The 21,350-nt window shown below is 73.7% G+C and carries 18 protein-coding genes and 1 tRNA gene; 11 read left to right on the top strand and 8 right to left on the bottom strand.

Features of this window, described 5'->3' with window-relative positions; genetic code table 11:
* A partial coding sequence (locus NBM05_RS11135) for a PD-(D/E)XK nuclease family protein (RefSeq protein ID WP_254167324.1) occupies positions 1 to 726 on the top strand: 726 nt, incomplete at its 5' end.
* 15 nt (positions 727 to 741) lie between these two features.
* Here NBM05_RS11135 and NBM05_RS11130 read toward each other — a convergent pair.
* Positions 742 to 1,692, bottom strand: a complete 951-nt coding sequence (locus tag NBM05_RS11130; protein WP_254167323.1) for a phosphotransferase — start codon at positions 1,690 to 1,692, stop codon at positions 742 to 744.
* Positions 1,693 to 1,735: 43 nt separating this feature from the next.
* Between NBM05_RS11130 and nudC the strand changes: the two genes are divergently transcribed.
* Positions 1,736 to 2,764 carry an NAD(+) diphosphatase gene (gene nudC, locus NBM05_RS11125; protein WP_254167321.1) on the top strand — a complete coding sequence of 343 codons (1,029 nt, stop codon included), beginning with the start codon at positions 1,736 to 1,738 and terminating at the stop codon, positions 2,762 to 2,764.
* Between the two features lie 5 nt (positions 2,765 to 2,769).
* A complete protein-coding gene (locus NBM05_RS11120) occupies positions 2,770 to 4,542 on the top strand; it encodes an ATP-dependent helicase (RefSeq protein ID WP_254167319.1) in 1,773 nt (590 codons plus the stop codon).
* A gap of 9 nt (positions 4,543 to 4,551) precedes the next feature.
* Here the strand turns inward: NBM05_RS11120 and NBM05_RS11115 are convergent, their stop codons facing one another.
* Positions 4,552 to 5,229, bottom strand: a complete 678-nt coding sequence (locus NBM05_RS11115) for a hypothetical protein (RefSeq protein ID WP_254167317.1) — start codon at positions 5,227 to 5,229, stop codon at positions 4,552 to 4,554.
* Between the two features lie 213 nt (positions 5,230 to 5,442).
* On the opposite strand from NBM05_RS11115, the gene NBM05_RS11110 reads away from it, so the two are divergent.
* Positions 5,443 to 5,892, top strand: a complete 450-nt coding sequence (locus tag NBM05_RS11110; protein WP_254167316.1) for a M48 metallopeptidase family protein — start codon at positions 5,443 to 5,445, stop codon at positions 5,890 to 5,892.
* Here the strand turns inward: NBM05_RS11110 and NBM05_RS11105 are convergent.
* Positions 5,856 to 7,241 carry a zinc-dependent metalloprotease gene (locus tag NBM05_RS11105; protein WP_254167314.1) on the bottom strand — a complete coding sequence of 462 codons (1,386 nt, stop codon included), beginning with the start codon at positions 7,239 to 7,241 and terminating at the stop codon, positions 5,856 to 5,858. The two genes, NBM05_RS11110 and NBM05_RS11105, sit on opposite strands and share 37 nt — an antisense overlap.
* A gap of 198 nt (positions 7,242 to 7,439) precedes the next feature.
* On the opposite strand from NBM05_RS11105, the gene NBM05_RS11100 reads away from it, so the two are divergent.
* From NBM05_RS11100 to NBM05_RS11090, 3 genes are all read left to right on the top strand, one after another.
* Entirely contained in the window at positions 7,440 to 8,534 is a 1,095-nt protein-coding gene (locus NBM05_RS11100; RefSeq protein ID WP_254167312.1) for a YlbL family protein, read from the top strand.
* A gap of 217 nt (positions 8,535 to 8,751) precedes the next feature.
* Positions 8,752 to 11,784 carry a UPF0182 family membrane protein gene (locus NBM05_RS11095; RefSeq protein WP_254167310.1) on the top strand — a complete coding sequence of 1,011 codons (3,033 nt, stop codon included), beginning with the start codon at positions 8,752 to 8,754 and terminating at the stop codon, positions 11,782 to 11,784.
* A 433-nt stretch (positions 11,785 to 12,217) separates the two neighbouring features.
* Positions 12,218 to 12,291, top strand: a tRNA-Met gene (locus NBM05_RS11090).
* Between the two features lie 263 nt (positions 12,292 to 12,554).
* On the opposite strand, the gene NBM05_RS11085 is transcribed toward NBM05_RS11090, so the two are convergent.
* The 4 genes from NBM05_RS11085 to NBM05_RS11070 form a co-directional block, all read right to left on the bottom strand.
* A complete protein-coding gene (locus NBM05_RS11085) occupies positions 12,555 to 12,902 on the bottom strand; it encodes an ArsR/SmtB family transcription factor (RefSeq protein ID WP_254167308.1) in 348 nt (115 codons plus the stop codon).
* Between the two features lie 180 nt (positions 12,903 to 13,082).
* Entirely contained in the window at positions 13,083 to 13,799 is a 717-nt protein-coding gene (locus NBM05_RS11080) for a PspA/IM30 family protein (RefSeq protein ID WP_254167306.1), read from the bottom strand.
* A 131-nt stretch (positions 13,800 to 13,930) separates the two neighbouring features.
* Positions 13,931 to 14,164 carry a hypothetical protein gene (locus tag NBM05_RS11075; protein ID WP_254167304.1) on the bottom strand — a complete coding sequence of 78 codons (234 nt, stop codon included), beginning with the start codon at positions 14,162 to 14,164 and terminating at the stop codon, positions 13,931 to 13,933.
* A gap of 50 nt (positions 14,165 to 14,214) precedes the next feature.
* Positions 14,215 to 15,516, bottom strand: a complete 1,302-nt coding sequence (locus NBM05_RS11070) for a hypothetical protein (RefSeq protein ID WP_254167302.1) — start codon at positions 15,514 to 15,516, stop codon at positions 14,215 to 14,217.
* Between the two features lie 358 nt (positions 15,517 to 15,874).
* On the opposite strand from NBM05_RS11070, the gene NBM05_RS11065 reads away from it, so the two are divergent.
* Positions 15,875 to 17,290, top strand: coding sequence for a S1C family serine protease (locus NBM05_RS11065; protein ID WP_254167300.1), 1,416 nt, complete (start codon positions 15,875 to 15,877; stop codon positions 17,288 to 17,290).
* Between the two features lie 179 nt (positions 17,291 to 17,469).
* On the opposite strand, the gene NBM05_RS11060 is transcribed toward NBM05_RS11065, so the two are convergent.
* Positions 17,470 to 17,934, bottom strand: a complete 465-nt coding sequence (locus NBM05_RS11060; protein WP_254167298.1) for a tRNA (cytidine(34)-2'-O)-methyltransferase — start codon at positions 17,932 to 17,934, stop codon at positions 17,470 to 17,472.
* A 168-nt stretch (positions 17,935 to 18,102) separates the two neighbouring features.
* Here NBM05_RS11060 and NBM05_RS11055 point away from each other — a divergent pair, with 168 nt between their 5' ends.
* From NBM05_RS11055 to NBM05_RS11045, 3 genes are all read left to right on the top strand, one after another.
* Positions 18,103 to 19,308, top strand: a complete 1,206-nt coding sequence (locus NBM05_RS11055) for a cysteine desulfurase family protein (RefSeq protein WP_254167297.1) — start codon at positions 18,103 to 18,105, stop codon at positions 19,306 to 19,308.
* Positions 19,309 to 19,482: 174 nt separating this feature from the next.
* Positions 19,483 to 20,658, top strand: coding sequence for a tRNA 2-thiouridine(34) synthase MnmA (mnmA, locus tag NBM05_RS11050; protein ID WP_254167295.1), 1,176 nt, complete (start codon positions 19,483 to 19,485; stop codon positions 20,656 to 20,658).
* Between the two features lie 210 nt (positions 20,659 to 20,868).
* Positions 20,869 to 21,285: a chorismate mutase gene (locus NBM05_RS11045; RefSeq protein WP_254167293.1), complete on the top strand. Its 417-nt coding sequence runs from the start codon at positions 20,869 to 20,871 to the stop codon at positions 21,283 to 21,285.
* Positions 21,286 to 21,350 lie beyond the last annotated feature (65 nt).

Below are 21,350 nucleotides of genomic sequence, written 5' to 3'. Positions count from 1 at the left end.
GCGTCGGCCCCCGCCCGGACCGCGGACCCCGAGGAGGACGACGACGCCCGGACGGCCCGGGCCTGGACGGAGGAGACCGAGCTGCTGCTGGCCCTGCGCCGGGAGCGCGCCGCGGCGCCGGCCGAGGCCGCCCCGCCCACCCACGTCAGCGCGTCCCTGCTCGTGGGCCTCGCGGAGGACCCCGAGCAGGTCAGATCCGGGCTCCGGAGGCCGATGCCGCGCCGTCCCGCCCCGCAGGCGCGCGCCGGGACCCGGTTCCACGAGTGGGTCGAGGAGCACTTCGGCAGCCCCGCCATGCTGGACCTCGGCGAGGCCCTGACGGACCCGGAGGAGGGCGCGGAGCCCGAGCTCGGCCGGCTCCAGGAGGCCTTCCGGGCCAGCCCGTGGTACCAGCGGCAGCCGTGGGCCGTGGAGTTCCCGCTGGAGACCCCGGTCGCCGGCTTCACGGTGCGCGGGCGCATCGACGCGGTCTTCCGCAACGACCCCGCCGCCGGGGGAGCGGAGTGGGAGCTGGTCGACTGGAAGACCGGCCGCGTGCCCACGGGGGCGCGGCTCGAGCACCGGGCGGTGCAGCTCGCGGTCTACCGGCTCGGCTTCGCGCGGCTCATGGGGGTCCCGCTCGAGGACGTCGGGGCGGCCTTCCACTACGTGGCCGAGAACCGGACGGTCAGGCCGGCGCGGATCGCGGACGAGGGCGAGCTGGCGCGGCTGCTGGGGCTGCTGTAGGCGCCGCCGGGGCGGCTAGGAGCTGAGCGCCCCGGACTCCCGCAGGTCCTCCGCGAGGGTCTCCAGCAGCGACACGGCCTCGCTGATCGTGGCGCGGTCGTCCTGCTCCACGGCCCGGACCAGCCACTGGGCCAGCGCGAACTCGGCGTGCAGGTAGGACCGGCGCAGCAGGTGCGGGTCGGGGGCGTGCGGCAGCTGCATCGAGTAGACCTCGAGGATCGTGTCGGCGAGGTCCTGGTCGGGGCAGCTCATGAGCCACGCGAAGTCGCTCGCGGGGTCGGCCACCTGCATGTCCTGCCAGCCGCGGATCGCGGTCATGCGGTCGCCGTCGAGCACGATGTTCTCCTCGGAGAGGTCGCCGTGGATCACCGACGGGTTGAACCGCCACATCGACTCGTCCTCGAGCCAGCCCTCCCACCGGCGCAGCAGCTCCGAGGGGATCTTGCCGGTCCCGGCCGCGTGGTCCAGCTCCGCGAGCATCCGCTGCCGGCACTGGTCCCACGAGTAGAACGGGAGGTCGGCCTCCTGGACCAGCTCCACCGGCAGCGTGTGGATGGTCGCCAGGGCCGTGCCGATCTGGGTGGCCAGCGGCTCGCGCTCGGGGGAGACGACCCGCGAGCGGCGCACCAGCTCGTCGATCTCCACGATCTGGCCGGGGATCTCCGGGTAGACGAAGGACTTCAGCCCGTGGCGGTCCGCCGATCCGACCACCGTGGGCAGCTGGAAGGGCAGCCGGGCGCGCAGCCCCGGCGAGAACGAGTGCAGGATCACGTGCTCGGTCTCCAGCCGCACGCTCGCCTCGATGTTCTCCGGCGCCCGCACGATCCACCGCTGGCGCGCCGAGTCGACCACGAGCGCGCTGCTGTACTCGGGGTTGTCCGGCTCGTGCGGGTACGCGGCCACGGGGAAGAGCCCCGGGACTCCCGCCGAGGCCAGAGCGGCTAACGTTAACGGTGTCAAAGTCACGTCCTTCAGACTACTAGAGACAGATGAAAGCCGGCTGAGCAACATGAGACCCACGCGACACGTCTTCCCCGCCTCCCCGCTCGGGACGGTGCTCCTGGGCACCTACCCGGTGACCAGGAGCGACGCGGAGCGGGAGACGGACGACCCGGTGGCGGCGGCCCTGGGCGACGCGCGGGTGCTCGTCCTCGAGCTGCGGGACGGCACGCTGCCCGTGCGCGAGGCGGACGGCGCGGCCCGGCTGGCTTGGCGCGGTGCCGAGGCGCTGGCCGGCGAGGGCGCGGAGCGGCGCGGGGATCAGGAGCTCGCCCATCTCGGCACCCACTCCGACGGCTCCCCGGTGGTCCTCGACTTCCGCCCTGAGTCCCCGCCCGAGCAGATGGAGGCCGGCGACCCCTGGCCCGGCGACCTCCCCGGCCGGCCCGACGAGACGTGGGAGGGCCTGCGCGAGGCGGCCCCCCGGCTCGACGCCGAGGAGTCCACCTGGGCGACCATCGCCGTCGCGCTGGCCACCTGGCACTCCGAGAGCCCGCACTGCCCCGCCTGCGGCTCGGCCACGCGGATCTCCCACGGCGGCTGGGCGCGGCTGTGCCTGGCCGAGGACCGGGAGATCTTCCCGCGCACCGACCCCGCGATCATCGCCGCGGTCACGCACACCGACGACGACGGCGTCGAGCGCCTCCTGCTCGGCCACTCGACCCGCTGGCCCGAGGGCCGGTTCTCGACCTTCGCCGGCTTCGTGGAGGCCGGCGAGTCCCTCGAGGCCGCCGTGGCCCGGGAGATCTGGGAGGAGGCCGGCATCACGGTGGACCGGGTCGAGTACCGCGGCTCCCAGCCGTGGCCCTTCCCGCGCTCGCTCATGCTCGGCTTCCGGGCCCGCGCGACGGACCTCGACGCCGCCCGCCCCGACGGCCGGGAGATCTCCCGCGTCCGCTGGTTCACCCGCGAGGAGCTCGACGCCGAGGTGCGCGCGGGCCGCCTGATCCTGCCCGGCGCCGTCTCGATCGCCCACCACCTCATCGCCGACTGGTACGGTGAGCCCCTGCCCGAACCGGAGGAGGACCGGACATTCTGAACGCCATGGAATCCGTCGCCGAGGGCGAGGCCCCGCCCAGCCCGGACCAGATCCTCGAGGGCCTCGACCCGGAGCAGCGCGAGGTCGCCACGAGCATCACCGGCCCGGTGTGCGTGCTGGCGGGCGCCGGGACCGGCAAGACCCGCGCGATCACCCACCGGATCGCCTACGGGATCGCCTCCGGGGTCTACGTCCCGCAGCGCGTGCTCGCCCTGACCTTCACGGCCCGCGCCGCCAACGAGATGCGCAACCGCCTGCGCCAGCTGGGCGCGCCCGGGGTGCAGGCCCGCACGTTCCACGCCGCCGCGCTGCGTCAGCTGCAGTACTTCTGGCCCCAGGCGGTCGGCGGCACGCCGCCGCAGCTGATGGCGCACAAGGCGCAGTTCATCTCCGAGGCGGCCTCGCGGCTGCGCTTCAGCACCGACCGCGCCGTGATCCGGGACCTGGCCTCGGAGATCGAGTGGGCCAAGGTCTCGATGCTGACCCCGGAGACGGTCGAGGAGCACCTGGCCTACCGCGACCTCCCGGCGGGCTTCACCCCGCAGAGCCTCGCCCGGGTCATGCGCGGGTACGAGGACCTCAAGACCGAGCGCAACGCGATCGACTTCGAGGACGTCCTGCTGGCCACGGTCGCGATCCTGGAGGAGGACGACGCCGTCGCGGCCGCCGTCCGCCAGCAGTACCGCCACTTCGTGGTGGACGAGTACCAGGACGTCTCGCCGCTGCAGGAGCGGCTGCTGCGCTGCTGGCTGGGCAAGCGGGAGGAGCTGTGCGTCGTCGGCGACGCCTCGCAGACCATCTACTCCTTCACCGGCGCGACCTCCCGGCACCTGCTGGACTTCCCGTCCCAGCACCCGGAGGGCAAGGTCATCCGGCTGGTGCGGGACTACCGCTCGACGCCGCAGGTCGTGGGGCTGGCCAACCGGCTGCTCGCGGACCGCCGCCCGGCCAAGGACTCGACGCCGGGCTCCTGGGCGCCCCCGCTGGAGCTGCGCGCCCAGCGCCCCGCCGGCCCCGAGCCCGAGTGGTTCGAGTACGCCGACGACGAGCAGGAGGCCGCCGGCATCGCGGAGGACGTCAAGGACCTGATCCACCGGGACGGGGTCCCCGCCTCGGAGATCGCGGTGCTGTTCCGCACCAACGGCCAGTCGCAGGCGATCGAGCAGGCGCTGGCCGACGCCGGCGTCGGATTCCAGGTGCGCGGGACCGAGAAGTTCTTCAACCGGCCCGAGGTCAAGCAGGGCATCCTGCAGATCCGCTCGGCGGCCCGGGCGGCGAGCGAGGAGCCCGCGACCAAGATCGTGCGCGACTGCCTCGCCTCCCTGGGCTACAAGGACCGACCGCCGGCCAGCGGAGGGGCGGTGCGCGCCAAGTGGGAGTCGCTGGCCGCGCTCGTCTCGCTCACGGACCGGCTGGCCGCGGCGCACGAGGGCGAGTTCACCGTGCCCATGCTCGTGGAGGACCTCGCGCGGCGCGTGGCCCACCAGGACGCGCCGGTCATGGACGGGGTCACCCTGGCCTCCCTGCACTCGGCCAAGGGTCTGGAGTGGGACGCGGTGTTCCTGTGCGGGCTGAGCGACGGGCTGATGCCCATCGGCTTCGCCGAGACGGGCGACGAGATCGACGAGGAGCGGCGCCTGCTCTACGTCGGCGTCACCCGCGCCCGGGAGCGGCTCTCGCTCTCGTGGTCGCTGTCCCGGACGCCGGGCGGGCGGGGCAACCGGCGCCGCTCGCGCTTCCTCAAGGACCTGGCGCCGAACGCGGCCCACCTGGGCTGAGCCTGCCGCTCACGCGGTCGGGTCGGCGCCGAGGCGGCACCGGCAGTCGCCCGGCCAGAGGCCGGTTGCCTCGGGGCGCGGGGCGGACGGCGTCGTGAGCTCCCGGACCACCGCCTCCCAGCCCACGGCAGGCGCCGCCTCGGCCCGCCGCAGCGCGCAGTCGAGGCAGCCCCGCTCGGCCCAGCGCGAGGTCCCGCAGCGCCGGAGCCGCCCGTCCTCGCCCACGACGAGCTGCAGGACCGGGACGTCCGGCTCCAGTGGAGGGTTCCACTCGTAGCGATGCCACGGGGCGAGGGTCTGCACCACCCGGTCGAACCGCGCCACGAGCCCCTCCGCGACGTGGCCGCCCGGCCCGCCCGCCCGGCGCCGGCGCACCGCCCCGGCGAGCACGGCGTCCTCCGCGCGCGTCCCGGGCGGCGGCACCGCGTCCGGGCGCCGGCCCGCCAGCCGCGCGAAGGCGTGGACGAGCCGCGGCCGGCCCAGCAGCCGCCGCGGGTAGTGCCCCGCCGCGACGTCGCCCGCGGTGACGCTCCGGCGCTCCAGGACGCAGGGCAGCGGTCCCGGGGCCTCCGCCAGGGCGCACAGCACCCGCAGCGCGGGTCCGTCGAGCCCGATGAACAGGACCCGGCCGGGCCCGGCGGGCGGGGAGCGGCGGCGGCAGAGGCGTGCATGATCCCACCATGGCACGACGCCGGCCGGTCCGGGCCTTCTCCACAGGCGCGGGCCCGCGCGACTCGCGGGGCTAGGATGCTCTCATGCCCTCACTGCCGACGCGGGAGCTCCTCGCCGCCACCGCCGCCCGCCCCGCCGTGGAGATCCGCCGCTCGCCGAGGCGGCGCAAGACCGTCTCGGCGCGGCGGGAGGGAGCGGCGTCGCTCATGGTGCCGGCGTCCGTGGGCCGTGCCGAGGCGCTGGAGCACCTGGAGCGGCTGGCTGCCGCGGCTGCGGGTCGCCGGCTCGCCCGGCCGCGGCCCCGGCACGGACGCCGAGCTCGCCGAGCGGGCGCGGGCCGTCGCGGAGGCCCACCTGGGGCCGGAGGTCCGCCCCCGGTCCATCCGCTGGGTCACCAACCAGAACACCCGCTGGGGCTCGGCGACGCCGGCCCGGGGCAGCATCCGCATCACCCACCGCCTGCGCGGCGCCCCCGGGTACGTGCTGGACTACGTCATCCACCACGAGCTGTGCCACCTGCTCGAGGGCTCGCACAACGCGCGCTTCAAACGACTGGAGGCCCGCTACCCGCACGTCGAGCGGGCGCAGGCCTTCCTAGAGGGGATGATGCACCAGAGCGGGCTGGGGCCCGCGGAGCCGGGTCAGGAGTCCTTGGGCTCCTGCGAGCCGTCGCCCTGACCCTGGCCGTCCTGGTCCTCGTCGTACCCGCCCGAGAGCAGCTTCTCCAGCGCGGCGTCCATCTCCTCGTCGCTGGCGTTGAGCAGCCCACGAGTCTCGCCGAAGCGCTCCGGCTCGTCGAGGTCCTCTCCGGTCGGCAGGTTCTCGGGCGCACTCCACAGCGCGTCGCGCTGCTCGACGCCGTGCTCCTCGGCGTAGCCGGCCCAGAACTGCGAGGCCTCGCGGAGGCGGCGGGGCCGCAGCTCGAGGCCGATCAGCGACCCGAAGGTCTTCTCCGCGGGTCCGCCGCCGGCGCGGCGCCGCCGCAGGGTCTCGGTCAGGGCCGGCCCGCTGGGCAGGTTCTTGGTCGCCTCGGTGCTGACGTGGTCGACCCAGCCCTCCACGAGCGCCAGCAGCGTCTCGAGCCGGGCCAGGGTGACCTCCTGGTCCTCCGTGAGCTGCGGCTGGAAGAGGTCGCCGGCCAGCGCCTCGCGCATCGACTCGGGGTTGGAGGGATCGATGTCGCGGCTGGCCTCCTCGATGCGGTCCATGTCCACGTGGATCCCGCGCGAGTATCGCTCGATCAGCTCCATGATGTTCTCCCGCAGCCACGGGGTCGAGTGGTAGAGCCGCACGTGCGCCGCCTCGCGGACGGCGAGGAACAGCATGATCTCCTGCGGCGGCAGGTCCAGGCCCTCGCCGAACTCGGAGATGTTGCGGGGCAGCAGCGCGCTGCGGTCGGGCGCCAGCGGGATGCCGATGTCGGTCGAGGAGACGATCTCCTGGGAGAGGCCGCCGAGGGCCTGGCCGAGCTGCATCGCGAACATCATGCCGCTCATGCCCGTCAGCATCCACGCGCCCTGGCCGAGCATCGACTTCAGCTCCTCGGGCATCTGCTTGTTCAGGGCCTCGCCCATGGCCTCGGTGATCGAGGCGGCCACCGGCTCCGAGATCTGGCGCACCGTGGCGAAGCTGTTCTCGACCCACTCGGCCCGGGACCAGGCCTCCTCAGCGAAGCGCGGCCGGCCGAAGTCGGTCACCGGGTCAAGCCACAGCTGCGCGAGCTGCATCGCGTCCTTGACGGCCGACTTCTGCTGCGCGGTCACGGCGGGGTCCGAGTCGCCGCTGGCCAGCTGCCGGGCGTGCTGCCGGGCCTGGTCCCAGTTGACCGACCCGTCGGAGTTCATCCCCGACATCATGGACTGGATCTGGGCGAACAGGCCCGACATCATCGCCGGGTCCATGGACATGCCCATGCCCTGCAGGTCCTCCGGGCTCAGTCCCTGGCCCGAGGAGAGCTTGCGCATGATCTCCTCGAACGGGTTCTCCCCGTGATCGTCGTGGCCGCCGTTCGGGTTGTTCGAAGTCATGATTCCTCACGGTCCTCGTCGGGCCGGGGCAGCGGAGGCCCCGGCGTGCTGACGTCCTTGCTCTCCCACCATTAAAGATCACCGCGGCGGGGCGCGGCACGCGGGCGGGCGGAATTTCAGCTGTTGGCACAGATTCTGCGCGCGGTCCGGTGCGCTAGCATGGCGTGGACCCCGCAGCGACGACGAAAAGGACCGGCCATGCCCCAGCGCCGCACCCGCACCCTGAGGGCCCGCCGCCGGCGGCCCAGCCTGGGGGCCACGGCCGGGATCGTGACCTTCGTCCTCCTCGCCGCGGGCGCCGTCGCCCGCCCGGCCTTCGTGACCGACGCCGCCGGCCCGACCTTCAACACCATCGGGGAGCACGACGGCACGCAGCTGATCGGCATCGAGGGCCTGCCGACCTACCCCACCGAGGGCAACCTGGACCTGACCACGGTCTACGTCTCGGGCGGGCCCAACGGCCCCACCAGCGCCCTCTCGGTGCTCGGCGCGTGGCTCGACCCGGGGTCCACGGCCTTCCCCTCCGACGCGGTGTACTCGCCGGACCTCACCACCGAGGACGTCGCCTCCCAGAACGTCGCCGACATGACCGACTCGCAGAGCTCGGCCCAGGCCGCGGCCGCGGGCTACCTCGGCATCGACTACACCGAGACGCTGCGGGTCACCGGCGTCGCGCCCGACGCCCCGGCCTCCGCGCTGGGGGAGGGCGACGTCCTGCTCGCGCTGGACGGGGAGCCCATCACGGGGTACGACCAGCTCGGCCGCCTCCTGAACGAGGGGGACGGTGCGCCGGCCACGCTGACCTACCGCACCTCGGACGGCGAGGAGCGGAGCACGGAGGTCACCCCCCGCCGCGACGATTCCTCGGGCCGCTACCTGATCGGCCTCTACCTGCAGCGGGACTTCGACTTCCCCTTCGAGGTCTCCTACGGCCTCGAGCAGGTGGGCGGGCCGAGCGCCGGCACGATGTTCGCCCTCGGCATCATCGACGAGCTCACCGAGGGCAGCATGACCGGCGGCAGGCACTTCGCCGGCACGGGGACCATCGACGCGGAGGGCGAGGTCGGCTCGATCGGCGGCATCCGCCAGAAGCTGATCGGCGCCCACGACGCCGGCGCCACCGTCTTCCTCGCCCCGACCGACAACTGCGACGAGGTCGCCGGTCACGTCCCGGACGGTCTCTCCGTCGTCGAGGTGAGCACCCTCGACGAGGCGGCCGACGCCGTGGAGCGCATCGGGGCGGGCGAGGACCCGGCGTCGTTCCCCCACTGCGAGCCCGGCTCCTCGAACTGAACCGCGAGCCCGGCTCCTCCGACTGACGGGGCGGTCCGCGGCCGGGCGGCCCGGCGACCCGCCGCCCCCGGCCCGATTCCACGTTCGGCCGCCGAACCAGGCAGAATAGGATGACACAGCCTGTGCGCCGGGCAGCGGCCGATGGCTGTGACCGGCGCGTCGCCGTTACCGTCGCCGACCGGTGGGACCTTTTCCATTACCGCTCCTTGAGGAAACCGTGACCACAGGACCATCAGCTTCCCGTCCATCCAGAGGCAGTTCCGGCGGCTCCCGGGGCCGCGCCCTGAGCCGCCGCCCCCTGATCACGACGGCGGTCATCGTCGTCGCCCTGATCATCGCCTTCGTCTTCGCGACCCAGGTCTACACCAACGTCATGTGGTACGACCAGCTCGGATTCCTCAGCGTCTACGTGCGCGAGAACCTCATCAAGGCCGCCGCGTTCATCGTGGCCGGCGTCGTGATGGCGCTGTTCATCTACGTCAGCCTCCGCGTCGCCTGGTCCTTCCGGCCGGCGGAGCGCCCCGCGCCCCGGCCCCGCGTCGCCCGCGAGGGCGGGCAGGACCCCATGGCCGACCTGCAGGCCGTGTTCAACCAGAACATGGAGCGCTACCAGCGCGCCGTCGAGCCGATGCGCCGCCTGCTGATGATCGCCATCCCGGTGGTCATCGGGCTGTTCTCCGCGTCGACGATCCTGACGCAGTGGGACACCATCATGCTGTTCATCTTCCAGGAGCCGTTCGGCCAGACCGACCCCGAGTTCGGGTTGGACCTCGGGTTCTACATGTTCACCCTGCCGTTCCTGCGCATGGTCCTCGGATTCCTCATCACCGCGCTGATCTTCGCCGGCATCGCCGGGCTGATCATGCACTACCTGTACGGCGGCGTCGTCGTCCAGGAGCGCGGGATCAAGACCACCAAGGCGTTCAAGCTGCACCTGGGCGTCATCGCCGCGGTGCTGCTGATCGCGCTGGCCGTGAACTTCTGGCTGGGCCGCTACGCGACCCTGCAGTCGAACTCCGGGGACTGGACCGGCGCCCTCTACACCGACGTCAACGCGGTCATCCCGACCAACGCGATCCTGGCCGTCGCGGCCCTGCTCGTCGCGCTGATGTTCATCTACTCCACCATCGCCGGGCGCTGGCGCATCCCGCTCATCGGCACCGCGATGCTGCTGGTGATCTCGCTGGTGGCCGGCGGCCTGTACCCGTGGATCGTCCAGCGCTTCCAGGTCAACCCGACCGAGCAGACCCTGGAGAACCAGTACATCCAGCGCAACATCGATATGACCCGGGACGCCTACGGGCTGACCGGCATGGAGACCCAGGACTACGACGCCACGGTCGAGGCCGGCCAGGGCGCGCTGGGCGGGGACACCCCGTCGATCTCCAACATCCGCCTGCTGGACCCCAACGTGGTCTCCAGCGCGTTCGCGCAGCTGCAGCAGTTCCGGCCGTACTACCAGTTCGGCCAGACGCTGTCCGTGGACCGCTACGACGTCGACGGCAACACCGTGGACACCGTCATCGCGGCCCGCGAGCTCAACCCCAACCAGAACCAGGGCTGGTACAACCAGCACGTGGTCTACACGCACGGCTTCGGCGTCGTGGCCGCCTACGGCAACCAGGTGGAGGCCGACGGCCGCCCGATGTTCATCCAGTCCGGCATCGCCGCGACCGGCGACATCTCCCAGGACTACGAGCCGCGCATCTACTTCGGCGAGTCCTCGCCGCAGTACTCGATCGTGGGCGGCGCCGAGGGCGACACCGACCTCGAGCTGGACCGCCCGCAGACCACGGACGACGACGAGGCGAGCGACGCCACCACGACGTTCAGCGGCGACGGCGGCCCCCGGATCGGCAACTGGTTCAACCGCCTGGCCTACGCCATCAAGTACCAGTCCTCCGACCTGCTGCTCTCCGAGGCCGTGCGGCCCGAATCCCAGATCCTCTACGACCGCGACCCCTCGACCCGCGTCGAGCAGGTGGCCCCCTACCTCACCGTGGACGGCAACCCGTACCCGGCGATCGTGGACGGCCAGGTCAAGTGGATCGTGGACGCGTACACGACCTCGCAGGACTACCCCTACTCCACGCCCACCGAGCTCGGCGACGCCACGGCGGACAGCCAGACCCAGGCGGGCGTGACCCAGGCCCTGCCCAACGAGCAGGTCAACTACATCCGCAACTCCGTCAAGGCCACCGTCAACGCCTACGACGGCTCGGTCGAACTCTACGCCTGGGACGATGAGGACCCGGTCCTCAAGGCCTGGCAGAAGGTCTTCCCGGACACGATCAAGCCGTACTCGGAGATGAGCTCCGCGCTCATGGACCACGTGCGGTACCCGGAGGACCTCTTCAAGGTCCAGCGCGAGCTGCTGAACCGGTACCACGTGACCGACGCCAACAGCTTCTACGCCAGCGACGACGTCTGGGAGATCCCCAACGACCCGACGCAGGACACCGCCACGGACCTGCCGCCGTACTACCAGTCGCTGCAGATGCCGGGTCAGGACCAGGCGGCCTTCTCGCTGACCAGCTCCTTCATCCCGCAGCAGTCGGGCGGCAACTCGCGCAACGTGATGTACGGCTTCCTGGCCGCCAACGGCGACGCGGGCACCGGCGAGGACGGGGTCAAGGCGGACACCTACGGCAACCTGGACCTGCTCGAGCTGCCGCGATCCTCGGTGGTCCCGGGGCCGGGCCAGGCGCAGAACCTGTTCAACTCGGACACGGACGTCTCCACGGAGCTGAACCTGCTGCGCCAGGGCGCCTCCGAGGTGGTCAACGGCAACCTGCTGACGCTGCCCGTGGGCGACGGCATCCTCTACGTCCAGCCGGTCTACGTCCAGTCCAGCGGTGACGCGTCCTACCCGACGCTGCGCCGCGTGCTGGTCGGCTTCGGCGAGCAGGTCGGCTTCGCGCCGACCCTGGAGGAGGCCCTCGACGAGGTCTTCCAGGGCAACTCCGGCGCCAACACCGCGGCCGACGCCGGGGTGGACGTCAGCGAGGCGGACACCCAGGGCGGCACCGGTGCCCAGGGCGACGGCGCGGCCGGTGGCGGGGGCGCGGGCCTCGACGGCGCGCTGCAGGACGCCAACCAGGCGCTGCAGGACTCGGACCGGGCCCTGCAGAACGGCGACTGGACGGCCTACGGCGAGGCGCAGGACCGCCTCGCGGACGCCCTGGACCGGGCGCTGGAGGCCGACGGCGTCTCCGAGTCGGCCTCGCCGGCTCCCTCGCCGAGCGAGTAGCGCTCAGCCCCCAGCGGGACGCCAGGAGGCCCGGAGGCCGGATCATCGCGATCCGGCCGCCGGGCCTTCGGCGTACGGCCCCGGGGGACCGCCTGGCCCACCGGCGACGTCGAGCCGGCGCGAGAGCAGCGGGGGCCGGGTCCGGGCGAGCGGCCGAGACCGAGCCGGGTGGACGGCATCGGGCCGGAAGGCCGATACCGAGTCGATGGCGGACTGCCGGGGTCGGGGAGGCGGGCTGGCCCGTCTCGCGGAGGGCTGCCCCCGGCCCAGCGGGGGAGGACTGTCCCGCCCATCCGGGGGGGGACTGTCCCGCCCACCGGGGGAGCGCTGCACCTCGAAGAAGGCCCTCGACGGCCTTCATCGTGAGATGGGCCACTTATGGCCCTCTCGACTTGCAGACCCCCGAGGTCGCCCGTATAGTTATATGAGTCGCCGCGGGGTGGAGCAGTTCGGTAGCTCGCCGGGCTCATAACCCGGAGGTCACAGGTTCAAATCCTGTCCCCGCAACGCAGGTCTCACGGTAGACACGGGAAGCCCCCCGACTAGGCATCAGCCAAGTCGGGGGGCTTCTTCGTGCTCGGACGCCGCCGGTCTCGAAGCGGCCCGGCCTCTCGGTCGGGCCGCCCGACCGCGCCGACCGGCCGGGCCATCTGACGAAGCCTGGGGGCGGTGTGCCACGAGCTCGCCGCGATCGCGGCGGGCAACGCGGGCCTCAGGCTCCGTTGGGGGCGCTCAGGGCCGCCGTGAAGCCGTCCGAAGGCGGTCGCAGGTCAGCGGTCCCGCGGCGCGTCGTCGGCTGCCCGCCCACCCGAGGGCTCATCCTCGTGCCGGATGTGCGTCAGCGCGTCCAGGAAGATATGCGCCACATGCTCGTCGGCCAGGCTGTAGTAGATCGAGCGCCCCGCTCGGCGCCCGGTCACCAGCCGCGCCTCGCGCAGGCTCCGCAGGTGCTGCGAGAGCAGGGGCTGGGAGATGCCGAGCGCGTCGTGGAGTTCGCCCACCGTCTTCTCCCCGTCGCTGAGCAGGTGAATGGTCGCGGCGCGGGCGGGGGAGGAGAGCGCGGCGAAGAGGCCGCACACGTCTCGGTAGCTCGCGAGGTCCACGGCGTCGTCGGGCACGGGAGTCCTTTCGGGCAGGAGGGGATGGCAGAGTGGTCGGGCGACGCGAGGGACGAGCGCTCCTTCCCTCGGTCGCGGTCGCGGTCGGCGTCGTCGGCCACGGGGTCGACCGGTCGGCGTCTCCACGCCGACCCGGCGACCGACCCCGCGGGGCCGGCCGCCGGGTCGGCGTCGACGGGGTCAGGACTGCTGGCGCTTGAGCGCGGCGAGCCGGGCGTCGACCTCGGACTGCTGCGTCAGGTCCTCGAGCGCCTCGAACTGCGCATCCAGGGACGAGGACGCGAGCTCCTCGGCGCCGCGCACGCGGGCCTCCTCGCGGCGCACCTTCTCCTCGAACCGGCTGACCTCGCTGGTGGGGTCCATGACGTCGAAGGCCCGGAGCGCGTCGTTGACCTGGTTCTGCGCGCTGGCGTTCTTCTGCCGGGCGTTGAGCTCGTCGCGCTTGCGGGCGAGCTCGTCCAGCTTGGACCGCATGCGGTTCAGGCCGTCCTTGAGCTTGGCGACGGTCTCGGTCTGGGAGGCGATCTGCGGCTCGGCGTCGCGGGCCTCCTTCTCAGCCGTCATCTGCCGCTGGAGGGCGACCTTGGCGAGGTTGTCGAACTTGTCCGCGCCGCCGGCGTCGCCCTCGCCCCGGAGGCGGTCGGCGTTCTGGGAGGCGGCCAGGGCCTTCTGGCCCCACTCGGCGGCCTCGCGGGTGTCCTCGGCGTGGTCCTCCTCCAGCATGCGGAGGTTGCCGATCGTCTGGGCCACCGCCTGCTCGGCCTCCACGATGTTGTTCTTGTAGTCGCGGACCATCTGATCCAGCATCTTCTGCGGGTCCTCCGCCGCATCGATCATGGAGTTGATGTTGGCCTTCGCGAGCTGGGCGATGCGCCCGAAGATGGACTGCTTAACCATGGTTGCCTCTCTTGCCGATACGCGGTGGCGGTGCGCCCCGCTGCTGTCATCGTCTCAGATCCGCCCCCGGACCGGGAGCGCGACGCCGTCCGCCGCGGCGGGTGGACGACCTCGCCCGCCGCGCCCGGCCCTCAGTCCCGCCCGGCGATGCCGCCGCCGAACCCGCCGCCGAAGCCGCCCGGAGGCTCGTTCCGCCCACTGCCGAAGGGCCCTCCGCCGAACCCGCCCCCGAAGGAGCCGCCGATCCGGCGCCCCCGGCCGCCGCCGAGCAGCGTCCCCAGCACAATGCCGCCCAGGGCGGCGGAGTCCATGCCCCCGCCCTCGCGCCGGTCGTGGCCGGAGGAGAAGTCGCGGGCCTCGCCCATGGCCCGGCGCTGGGCGTCCTCGGCCAGGCGGATCGCCTCGTTGGCGTTGGTCAGCGCCTCGGAGGGGTCGCTGGCCCGCAGCCGCTGGGCCTCCGCCAGGTGGCGCTCGGCCTCGTGCAGCCGGGTGCGGGCCTCCGCACCGACGGCGCCGCGGCGGGACCACAGGAAGTCGGAGGCGGAGGAGAGCCGCGCCTGGGCCGAGACGAGGGTGTGGGCGAGCGTCTCACGGGCCGCGCGGTCCTGCTGGTTCTGGTCGCGCACGCTGCGCAGCCCGCGGTCGAGCTCGGCGCGCGCCTCGGACAGGCGGCGGGCGTGGGCCAGCGGGTCGCTCGGCCCCGCGGCCCGCTCGCGCTCGATCGCCTCCACGACGCTCTCGACGCCCGCCGTCGCGCCGGCGAGGTCGCCGAACCCGCCGCGTTCCAGCAGCCCGTGCGCCTCCGCGAGGTCGGCCCGGGCCCGGGCGAGGAGTCCTCGAGCGAGCGGGCCGCCGACTGCATCTCGGCCCCGGTGCGGGCGATCGCGCGGGTCAGCCCGTCCACCTGGCCCACCGCCTCCTCGCCCGCGCGCACGTCCAGCACGCCCTCGGAGGTCTCGCCCGCCGCGAGGGCCTCGCGTGCCTCGGCCGCGGCGCGCTCGGCGAAGGCGAGCCGCTCGCCGGCCTCGGCGACGTTCTCGACCACGGTCTCGGTCGCGGAGTCGGCGTAGCGGGAACGCAGCTCGGCCAGCTGGCGCTCGGCCTCGGGCAGGCGACCCCGGGCCGCCTCGATGGCCTCGGCGAGGCGGCTCACGGCCTGGTCGGCGTCGCCCTCGAGCCGGCGCAGCTCGGCGAAGCCGCGCTCCTGCTCGCGGAGGGAGCGCTGGGCGTCCTCGCAGCCGCGCACGATCTCCTCGAGCCACGCGCGGCGGTCGCTCTCGGCGTCGGGGATGTCGTCCTCCAGCTGCCGCTGGAGCTGGAAGCTGTGGCGCAGATGGCCCGCGGCGCGGTCGATCGCCTCGCGGAACGGGACCGTCTGCTCCTCGCCGTACTGGGCCTGGGCGAAGGCGAGCTCCTGCTCGCTGTGCGCGATCGCGTCGTCGGTGCCGACCAGGAGGGAGCCGGCCCGCTCGCGGAGGCTCTCCAGCGGTTCGGGCGCCGCGCCCCGGCGATCGGGCGCGCCCCCGGCTCCGGGCGGGGGGCTGCCCGCCGCGGCCGCACGCCGCCGCCACGGCTCGCGACGCCGCTGCAGCAGCCACAGCGCGCCGCCGCCGAGGAGGGCCACGCCGCCCAGCAGCAGGGCCCCGGCGAGGAGCAGCAGGCTCCCCCCGGAGGCGCCCACCACCGGGGCGGCGACGAACGACAGGGCTGGTGACACGGTGCCTCCTCGCTTCCGGGGCACGGGTGCCCCTCTCGGTGCACCATGATTTCATGTGCCTACCGACAGTCTAGGCATTCCCGCCCGCGCACCGGGCGGGGCCCGGGCCGTCGGGGCCGGGCATGTGCAGGAGCTTGGGCGGGAAGCACCAGTCAACTTCCAGACAACGCCCAACACGGCCACAGCCGTCTCCGCGATGATCGGAGACAACGGCAGAGACATTGTGGAAGAAGGTCTGCGATGAGCGAGTACCCCAGAAACGACCGGCCCTGGTCCCAGGAGCCGGGTCGCGAGCCCGCCCCCGGGGCGGGTCACCAGCCGGCGGGCCACGGCCCGTCCGGCGAGCCCGGAGGGGCCCGTGACGCGGGCTCCGGCGGCGCGCCGGGGACGGCGCACGGCTCCGACCCGGCTACGGCGCCGGGCCGGGACCGAGCCCGGCGGCGCCTACGGGCCCGCGCCGGGCTACCAGTACCAGCCCGGCGCCTCGTTCGGGAGCCCGGCGGCCGGCAGCCCGTACGACCGGGAGCGGGCGGAGAGCGGCCGCCGCCGCTTCGGCGCGGGCACCCTGGTCGCCGGCATGGTCCTCGCGGCCCTCGTGGGCGGCGGGGCGGCGGCCGGCACCTCGGCGCTGATGACCCCGACGGCGTCCCAGTCGACGTCGCAGGGCGCCACCTCGGCCACGACCATCGTCAACAACACCGACTCCGTCAACGCGGTGACCGCCGCCGCCGAGAAGGCCTCGCCGTCCACGGTGACCATCTCGGTCAACGGGTCCAGCGAGAGCGGGACGGGCTCCGGCGTCGTGCTCGACGACCAGGGGCACATCCTGACCAACACGCACGTCGTGACCCTCGACGGCGCGACGAGCAGCGCGACCGTGGAGGTCCAGTTCTCCGACGGCACGGCCCGCACCGCGCAGGTCGTGGGGACGGATCCGACCTCGGACCTCGCCGTGATCAAGGTGGACCCCTCGGGGCTGAGCCTGACCCCGGCCACGCTGGGCGACTCCTCCAAGCTCAACGTGGGCGACATCGCGGTGGCGATCGGCGCGCCGCTCGGGCTGTCCGGCACCGTGACCGACGGGATCGTGTCGAACCTGTCCCGGACCATCTCGGTGGCCTCCTCGGCCGCCCCCGAGGGGGACTCCACGGACTCCTCGCAGGGTTCCCAGGGCGCCGAGGGCAACTCGCCCTTCCGCTTCCAGTTCCCGGACCAGGACGGCGGGACCGGCGGCGCGCAGAGCCAGTCGACCATCGCGCTGAACGTGCTGCAGACCGACGCGGCGATCAACCCGGGCAACTCGGGCGGCGCGCTGGTCAACGCGGACGGCGAGGTCATCGGCATCAACGTGGCCATTGCCTCGGCGGGCTCGGAGTCCAGCACGTCCTCGGCGTCGGGCAACATCGGCGTCGGCTTCGCGATCCCCATCGACTACGCCCAGCGCATCGCGCAGGACATCATCGACGACGGCTCGGCGCAGCACGGGTACCTGGGGGCCACGGTCTCCAGCCACGCGGCGGGGGACAGCCAGTCCTTCAGCGACGGGGCCGAGGTGCGCTCGGTGGTCGGGGGCTCCCCGGCCTCGGACGCCGGCCTGAAGTCGGGTGACGTCGTGACGTCGGTGAACGGCCGCCGGGTCACCGACGCCGAGGGCATGACCGCCACGATCCGCGAGAGCTCCCCGGGGGACAAGATCTCGATCGCCTACACCCGGGGCGGGGCCCAGAAGACCGCGGAGGTCACGCTCGGCAACTCGGACGACGCCGGCCAGTAGGCGACGGCGTCCGGCCCGGGCGGCGCCGAGGTGTCGGGGCTCTCCAGGCTTCGGGGGCCTTGAGGCTTCGGGGGCCTTGAGGCACCCACCGGCTCGCGGCGCGGACACGGCCGGTCCCCTGACGGGGTCGGCCACCTGAGGACGGCCGGTCCCCTCGCGGGGGCCGGCCGTCCTGCGCGTCAGCTCACCCCGTCGAAGCCGTTCTGCCGCCACGCCTCGTAGAGAGCGATCGAGGCGGAGTTGGCGAGGTTCAGGGAGCGACGGCCCGGCAGCATGGGGATGCGGACCCGCTCGCTCACGTGCGGGTCGGCCTGGACCTCCTCGGGCAGGCCCACCGACTCGGGGCCGAACATCAGGACGTCGCCGTCGCGGTACCGCACGTCGGCGTAGCCCCGCGTGCCGGTCGTGCTGAAGGCGAGCACGCGGGCCGGGCCGAGGGCCTCCCACGCGGCCTCGAGCGAAGGGTGGACGGTCACGACCGCGAGGTCGTGGTAGTCCAGGCCCGCGCGGCGCAGGTTCGCGTCGGCGAAGTCGAAGCCGAGCGGCTCGACCAGGTGCAGGTGGGCTCCGGTCACGGCCGCGAGTCGGATCGCGTTGCCGGTGTTGCCGGGGATTTCCGGGGTGTAGAAGAGCAGATGGAACACCCGAGCCAGTCTAGGCCCTCGCCCGCCCGGCCGGAGGACGGGGCCGCCCGCCCCGGCGGTCCGCTCCCGCCGGGGCCGGACTACACTGGACGCATCGCCCGAGCCCGGGCCCGTCACACGGTCCGTGCTCCCGCCACCAGACCCACCAGACCAGGAGGACGACTTCTCGTGCAGCGCGTGTACCTCGACCACGCGGCCACGGCTCCGGTGAGCCGGGCCGCCCTGGAAGCGACCACCGAGCAGCTGCGCCGCGGCGGCAACCCCTCCTCCCTGCACTCCGCCGGGCGGTCCGCCCGCAGCGTCGTCGAGGAGGCCCGCGAGCGGGTCGCGGCGGCCGTGGGAGCGGACCCGGCCGAGGTGATCTTCACCTCCGGCGGCACGGAGGCGGACAACCTCGCCATCAAGGGCATGTTCTGGAGCCGCAACGCCGAGGCCGACCGCCCCCGGGTGATCGTCTCCGCGGTCGAGCACCACGCCGTGGCCGACCCCGCCGAGTGGCTCGCCCGGCGCCAGGGCGCGCGCCTCGAGCGCCTGCCGGTGGACGACGCCGGGCGGGTGGACCCCGCGGACCTGGCGCGGCTGCTCGCGGGCGGCGCGGACGACGTCGCGCTCGTCTCCGTCATGTGGGCCAACAACGAGGTGGGCACGGTCCAGCCCGTCCCGGAGCTCGCGGCGATCGCGGCCGCGGCCGGGGTGCCGTTCCACACCGACGCCGTCCAGTCCCTCGGAGCGGTCCCGCTGGACTTCCGCGGCTCGGGGGCGACCACGATGGCGCTCTCGGGCCACAAGATCGGCGCCCCGATGGGGGTGGGGGTGCTCGTCGCGACCCGCACGGCTCCGCTCGAGGCGCTGATCCACGGCGGCGGGCAGGAGCGCGAGGTCCGCTCGGGGACCATCGATGCCCCGGCGATCGCGGGCTTCGGCGCCGCGATCCGCGAGGCCGCGGGGGACCTGGCCGCGGAGTCGGAGCGCATTCGCCTCCTGCGGGACCGCCTCGTCGCCGGCATGGCCGAGGCCGTTCCCGACGCCGTCCTGCGCGGCCCCGCCGACCTGGGGCCCGCGTCCCGGCTGCCCGGCAACGCCCACTTCACGTTCCCCGGCTGCGAGGGCGACTCGCTGCTGTTCCTGCTGGACATGGCCGGCGTGCAGAGCTCCACCGGATCCGCCTGCAACGCCGGGGTGCCGCGCCCCTCCGATGTCCTGCTCGCGATGGGGGTGGGGGAGGCCGAGGCCCGCGGCGCGCAGCGCTTCACCCTGGGGCACGCGAGCACGGCCGCCGACGTCGAGCGCCTGCTCGAGGTCATCCCGGCCGCCTACGCCCAGGCCCGCGGCGCGGGGATGGCGGACCACGCGCCGAGCGCGCGCTGGGCCTGAGCGGCCACCCCGCGACCGCGGGTGAGCCGGGCCGGCGGGACCCGACGGCGCCGTGCCGCATGCACCGCCCCGGTGTGACCGGGGGAATTGTGCGCCCGCCGGGCGCGTTGTAGAGTCGCGGGCTGATCGCCCGGGTCGAACGGCCCGGGCTCGAGAGCGAGGCGAGGGGCGGACATGAAGGTACTGGCAGCGATGAGCGGCGGCGTCGACTCGGCCGTCGCGGCCGCACGCGCCGTGGACGCCGGGCACGACGTCGTCGGCGTGCACCTCGCCCTGTCCCGCATGCCCGGGACCCTGCGCACCGGCTCCCGTGGGTGCTGCACCATCGAGGACTCGATGGACGCCCGGCGTGTGTGCGACGCCCTGGGCATCCCCTTCTACGTCTGGGACTTCTCCGACCGCTTCAAGGAGGACGTGGTCGACGACTTCATCGAGGAGTACGCCAACGGCCGCACCCCCAACCCCTGCATGCGCTGCAACGAGAAGATCAAGTTCGCCGCGCTGCTGGAGAAGGCCGTGGCGCTCGGCTTCGACGCCGTGTGCACCGGCCACTACGCGAAGGTCGTCGAGGACGCGGAGGGCAACCGCGAGCTGCACCGCGCCGCCGACTGGGCCAAGGACCAGTCCTACGTGCTGGGCGTGCTGACCCACGAGCAGCTGCGCCACTCGCTGTTCCCGCTGGCCGAGACCCCCACCAAGGCCGAGGTCCGGGCCGAGGCCGCCGAGCGCGGCCTCGCGATCTCCCAGAAGCCCGACTCCCACGACATCTGCTTCATCCCCGACGGGGACACCCGCGGCTGGCTCGAGGAGCGGATCGAGCTCGAGGAGGGCCAGATCCGGGACACCGAGGGCGAGGTCCTGGGCACCCACCGCGGCGCCCGGGCGTTCACGGTGGGCCAGCGCAAGGGCCTGTCGATCGGCCGCCCGGCCGCGGACGGCAAGCCCCGCTTCGTCCTCGAGATCCGGCCCAAGACCAACGAGGTCGTGGTGGGCCCGCGCGAGCTGCTGGCGGTCGACGAGATCCGCGGCACGCGCGAGAGCTGGGCGGGGGAGCCCGTCGAGCAGGCCCGCGCGTTCTACGCCGCCGACGCCGCCCCCGGCGCCCGCTCTGAGCCCTTCGAGGTCATGGCGCAGGTCAGGGCTCACGCGGACCCGGTGCCCGCCACGGCGCACCTCGAGCACGGGGAGGTCGACGGCGCGCCCGCGCTGGAGCTGGTGGTCCAGCTGCGGGAGTCGCTGAGCGGCGTCGCGCCCGGCCAGACCCTGGTGATCTACCAGGGCACGCGCGTGCTGGGCCAGGCCACGATCCACCGCGCCTACTCGCTGGACCGGCCCGACGTCCACGCCTGAGCCGGCGCGCCGCGCGCGGCGTGCTACTGCGTGACGACCCGCCTCCCGCCGCCCGGCTCCACGACCCGCGTGGCGCCGCCCGACCATCCGCGTCGCTCCGCTCGATCCCTCGCGGCCCGCCACGCGACCACCCGCTTCCCACCGCGCCTCGGGCGGCGGAGCGGGGTCGGTCCGCGGGCGCTCTCCGCGGATCGGTAGAATAGGCCCATCATGACGGAACACCCCCACGCGACCCCGCCCCAGGGCCTCGAGCCCGAGACCTCGGCCCACCTCGAGTTCGACGCGAGCGCGACCTCGCTCAGCGACGTCGACCCCGCGATCTTCGAGGAGCTGCTGGGCATTCGGCAGACCATCGACAACATCGACGCCGCGCTGGTGCACATGCTGGCCGAGCGCTTCCGCGCGACGAAGCGCGTGGGCTATCTCAAGGCGCAGCACCACCTCCCCGCGGGCGACGCCGGCCGCGAGGCCGCCCAGATCCAGCGGCTGCGGGGGCTCGCCGAGGCCGCCCACCTCGACCCCGAGTTCGCGGAGAAGATCCTCAACTTCATCATCAGCGAGGTCATCCGCCACCACGAGCGCATCGCCGAGGACCACCGGACCGAGGCCCCCGAGACCCGTGCCTGAGACCGGTCCCGGGAGCGGACGCACCGTGAATCGTCCCGGAGGCAGGAGCACGGAGGCCCGCGGCG

The organism is Rothia santali, assembly GCF_024199905.1.
Lineage (GTDB): Bacteria > Actinomycetota > Actinomycetes > Actinomycetales > Micrococcaceae > Rothia > Rothia santali.
Note: the sequence above shows the minus strand (reverse complement) of the source record. Positions and strands in the feature narration are given on the sequence as shown.

Bases quoted from the DNA above. Each gene is read 5' to 3' on its own strand.
- mnmA (WP_254167295.1), top strand. From the start codon at position 19,483: ATGAAGGTACTGGCAGCGATGAGCGGCGGCGTCGACTCGGCCGTCGCG.
- NBM05_RS11100 (WP_254167312.1), top strand. From the start codon at position 7,440: ATGCCCCAGCGCCGCACCCGCACCCTGAGGGCCCGCCGCCGGCGGCCC.
- NBM05_RS11120 (WP_254167319.1), top strand. From the start codon at position 2,770: ATGGAATCCGTCGCCGAGGGCGAGGCCCCGCCCAGCCCGGACCAGATC.
- NBM05_RS11080 (WP_254167306.1), bottom strand. From the start codon at position 13,799: ATGGTTAAGCAGTCCATCTTCGGGCGCATCGCCCAGCTCGCGAAGGCC.
- NBM05_RS11105 (WP_254167314.1), bottom strand. From the start codon at position 7,241: ATGACTTCGAACAACCCGAACGGCGGCCACGACGATCACGGGGAGAAC.
- NBM05_RS11045 (WP_254167293.1), top strand. From the start codon at position 20,869: ATGACGGAACACCCCCACGCGACCCCGCCCCAGGGCCTCGAGCCCGAG.
- nudC (WP_254167321.1), top strand. From the start codon at position 1,736: ATGAGACCCACGCGACACGTCTTCCCCGCCTCCCCGCTCGGGACGGTG.
- NBM05_RS11075 (WP_254167304.1), bottom strand. From the start codon at position 14,164: ATGGGCGAGGCCCGCGACTTCTCCTCCGGCCACGACCGGCGCGAGGGC.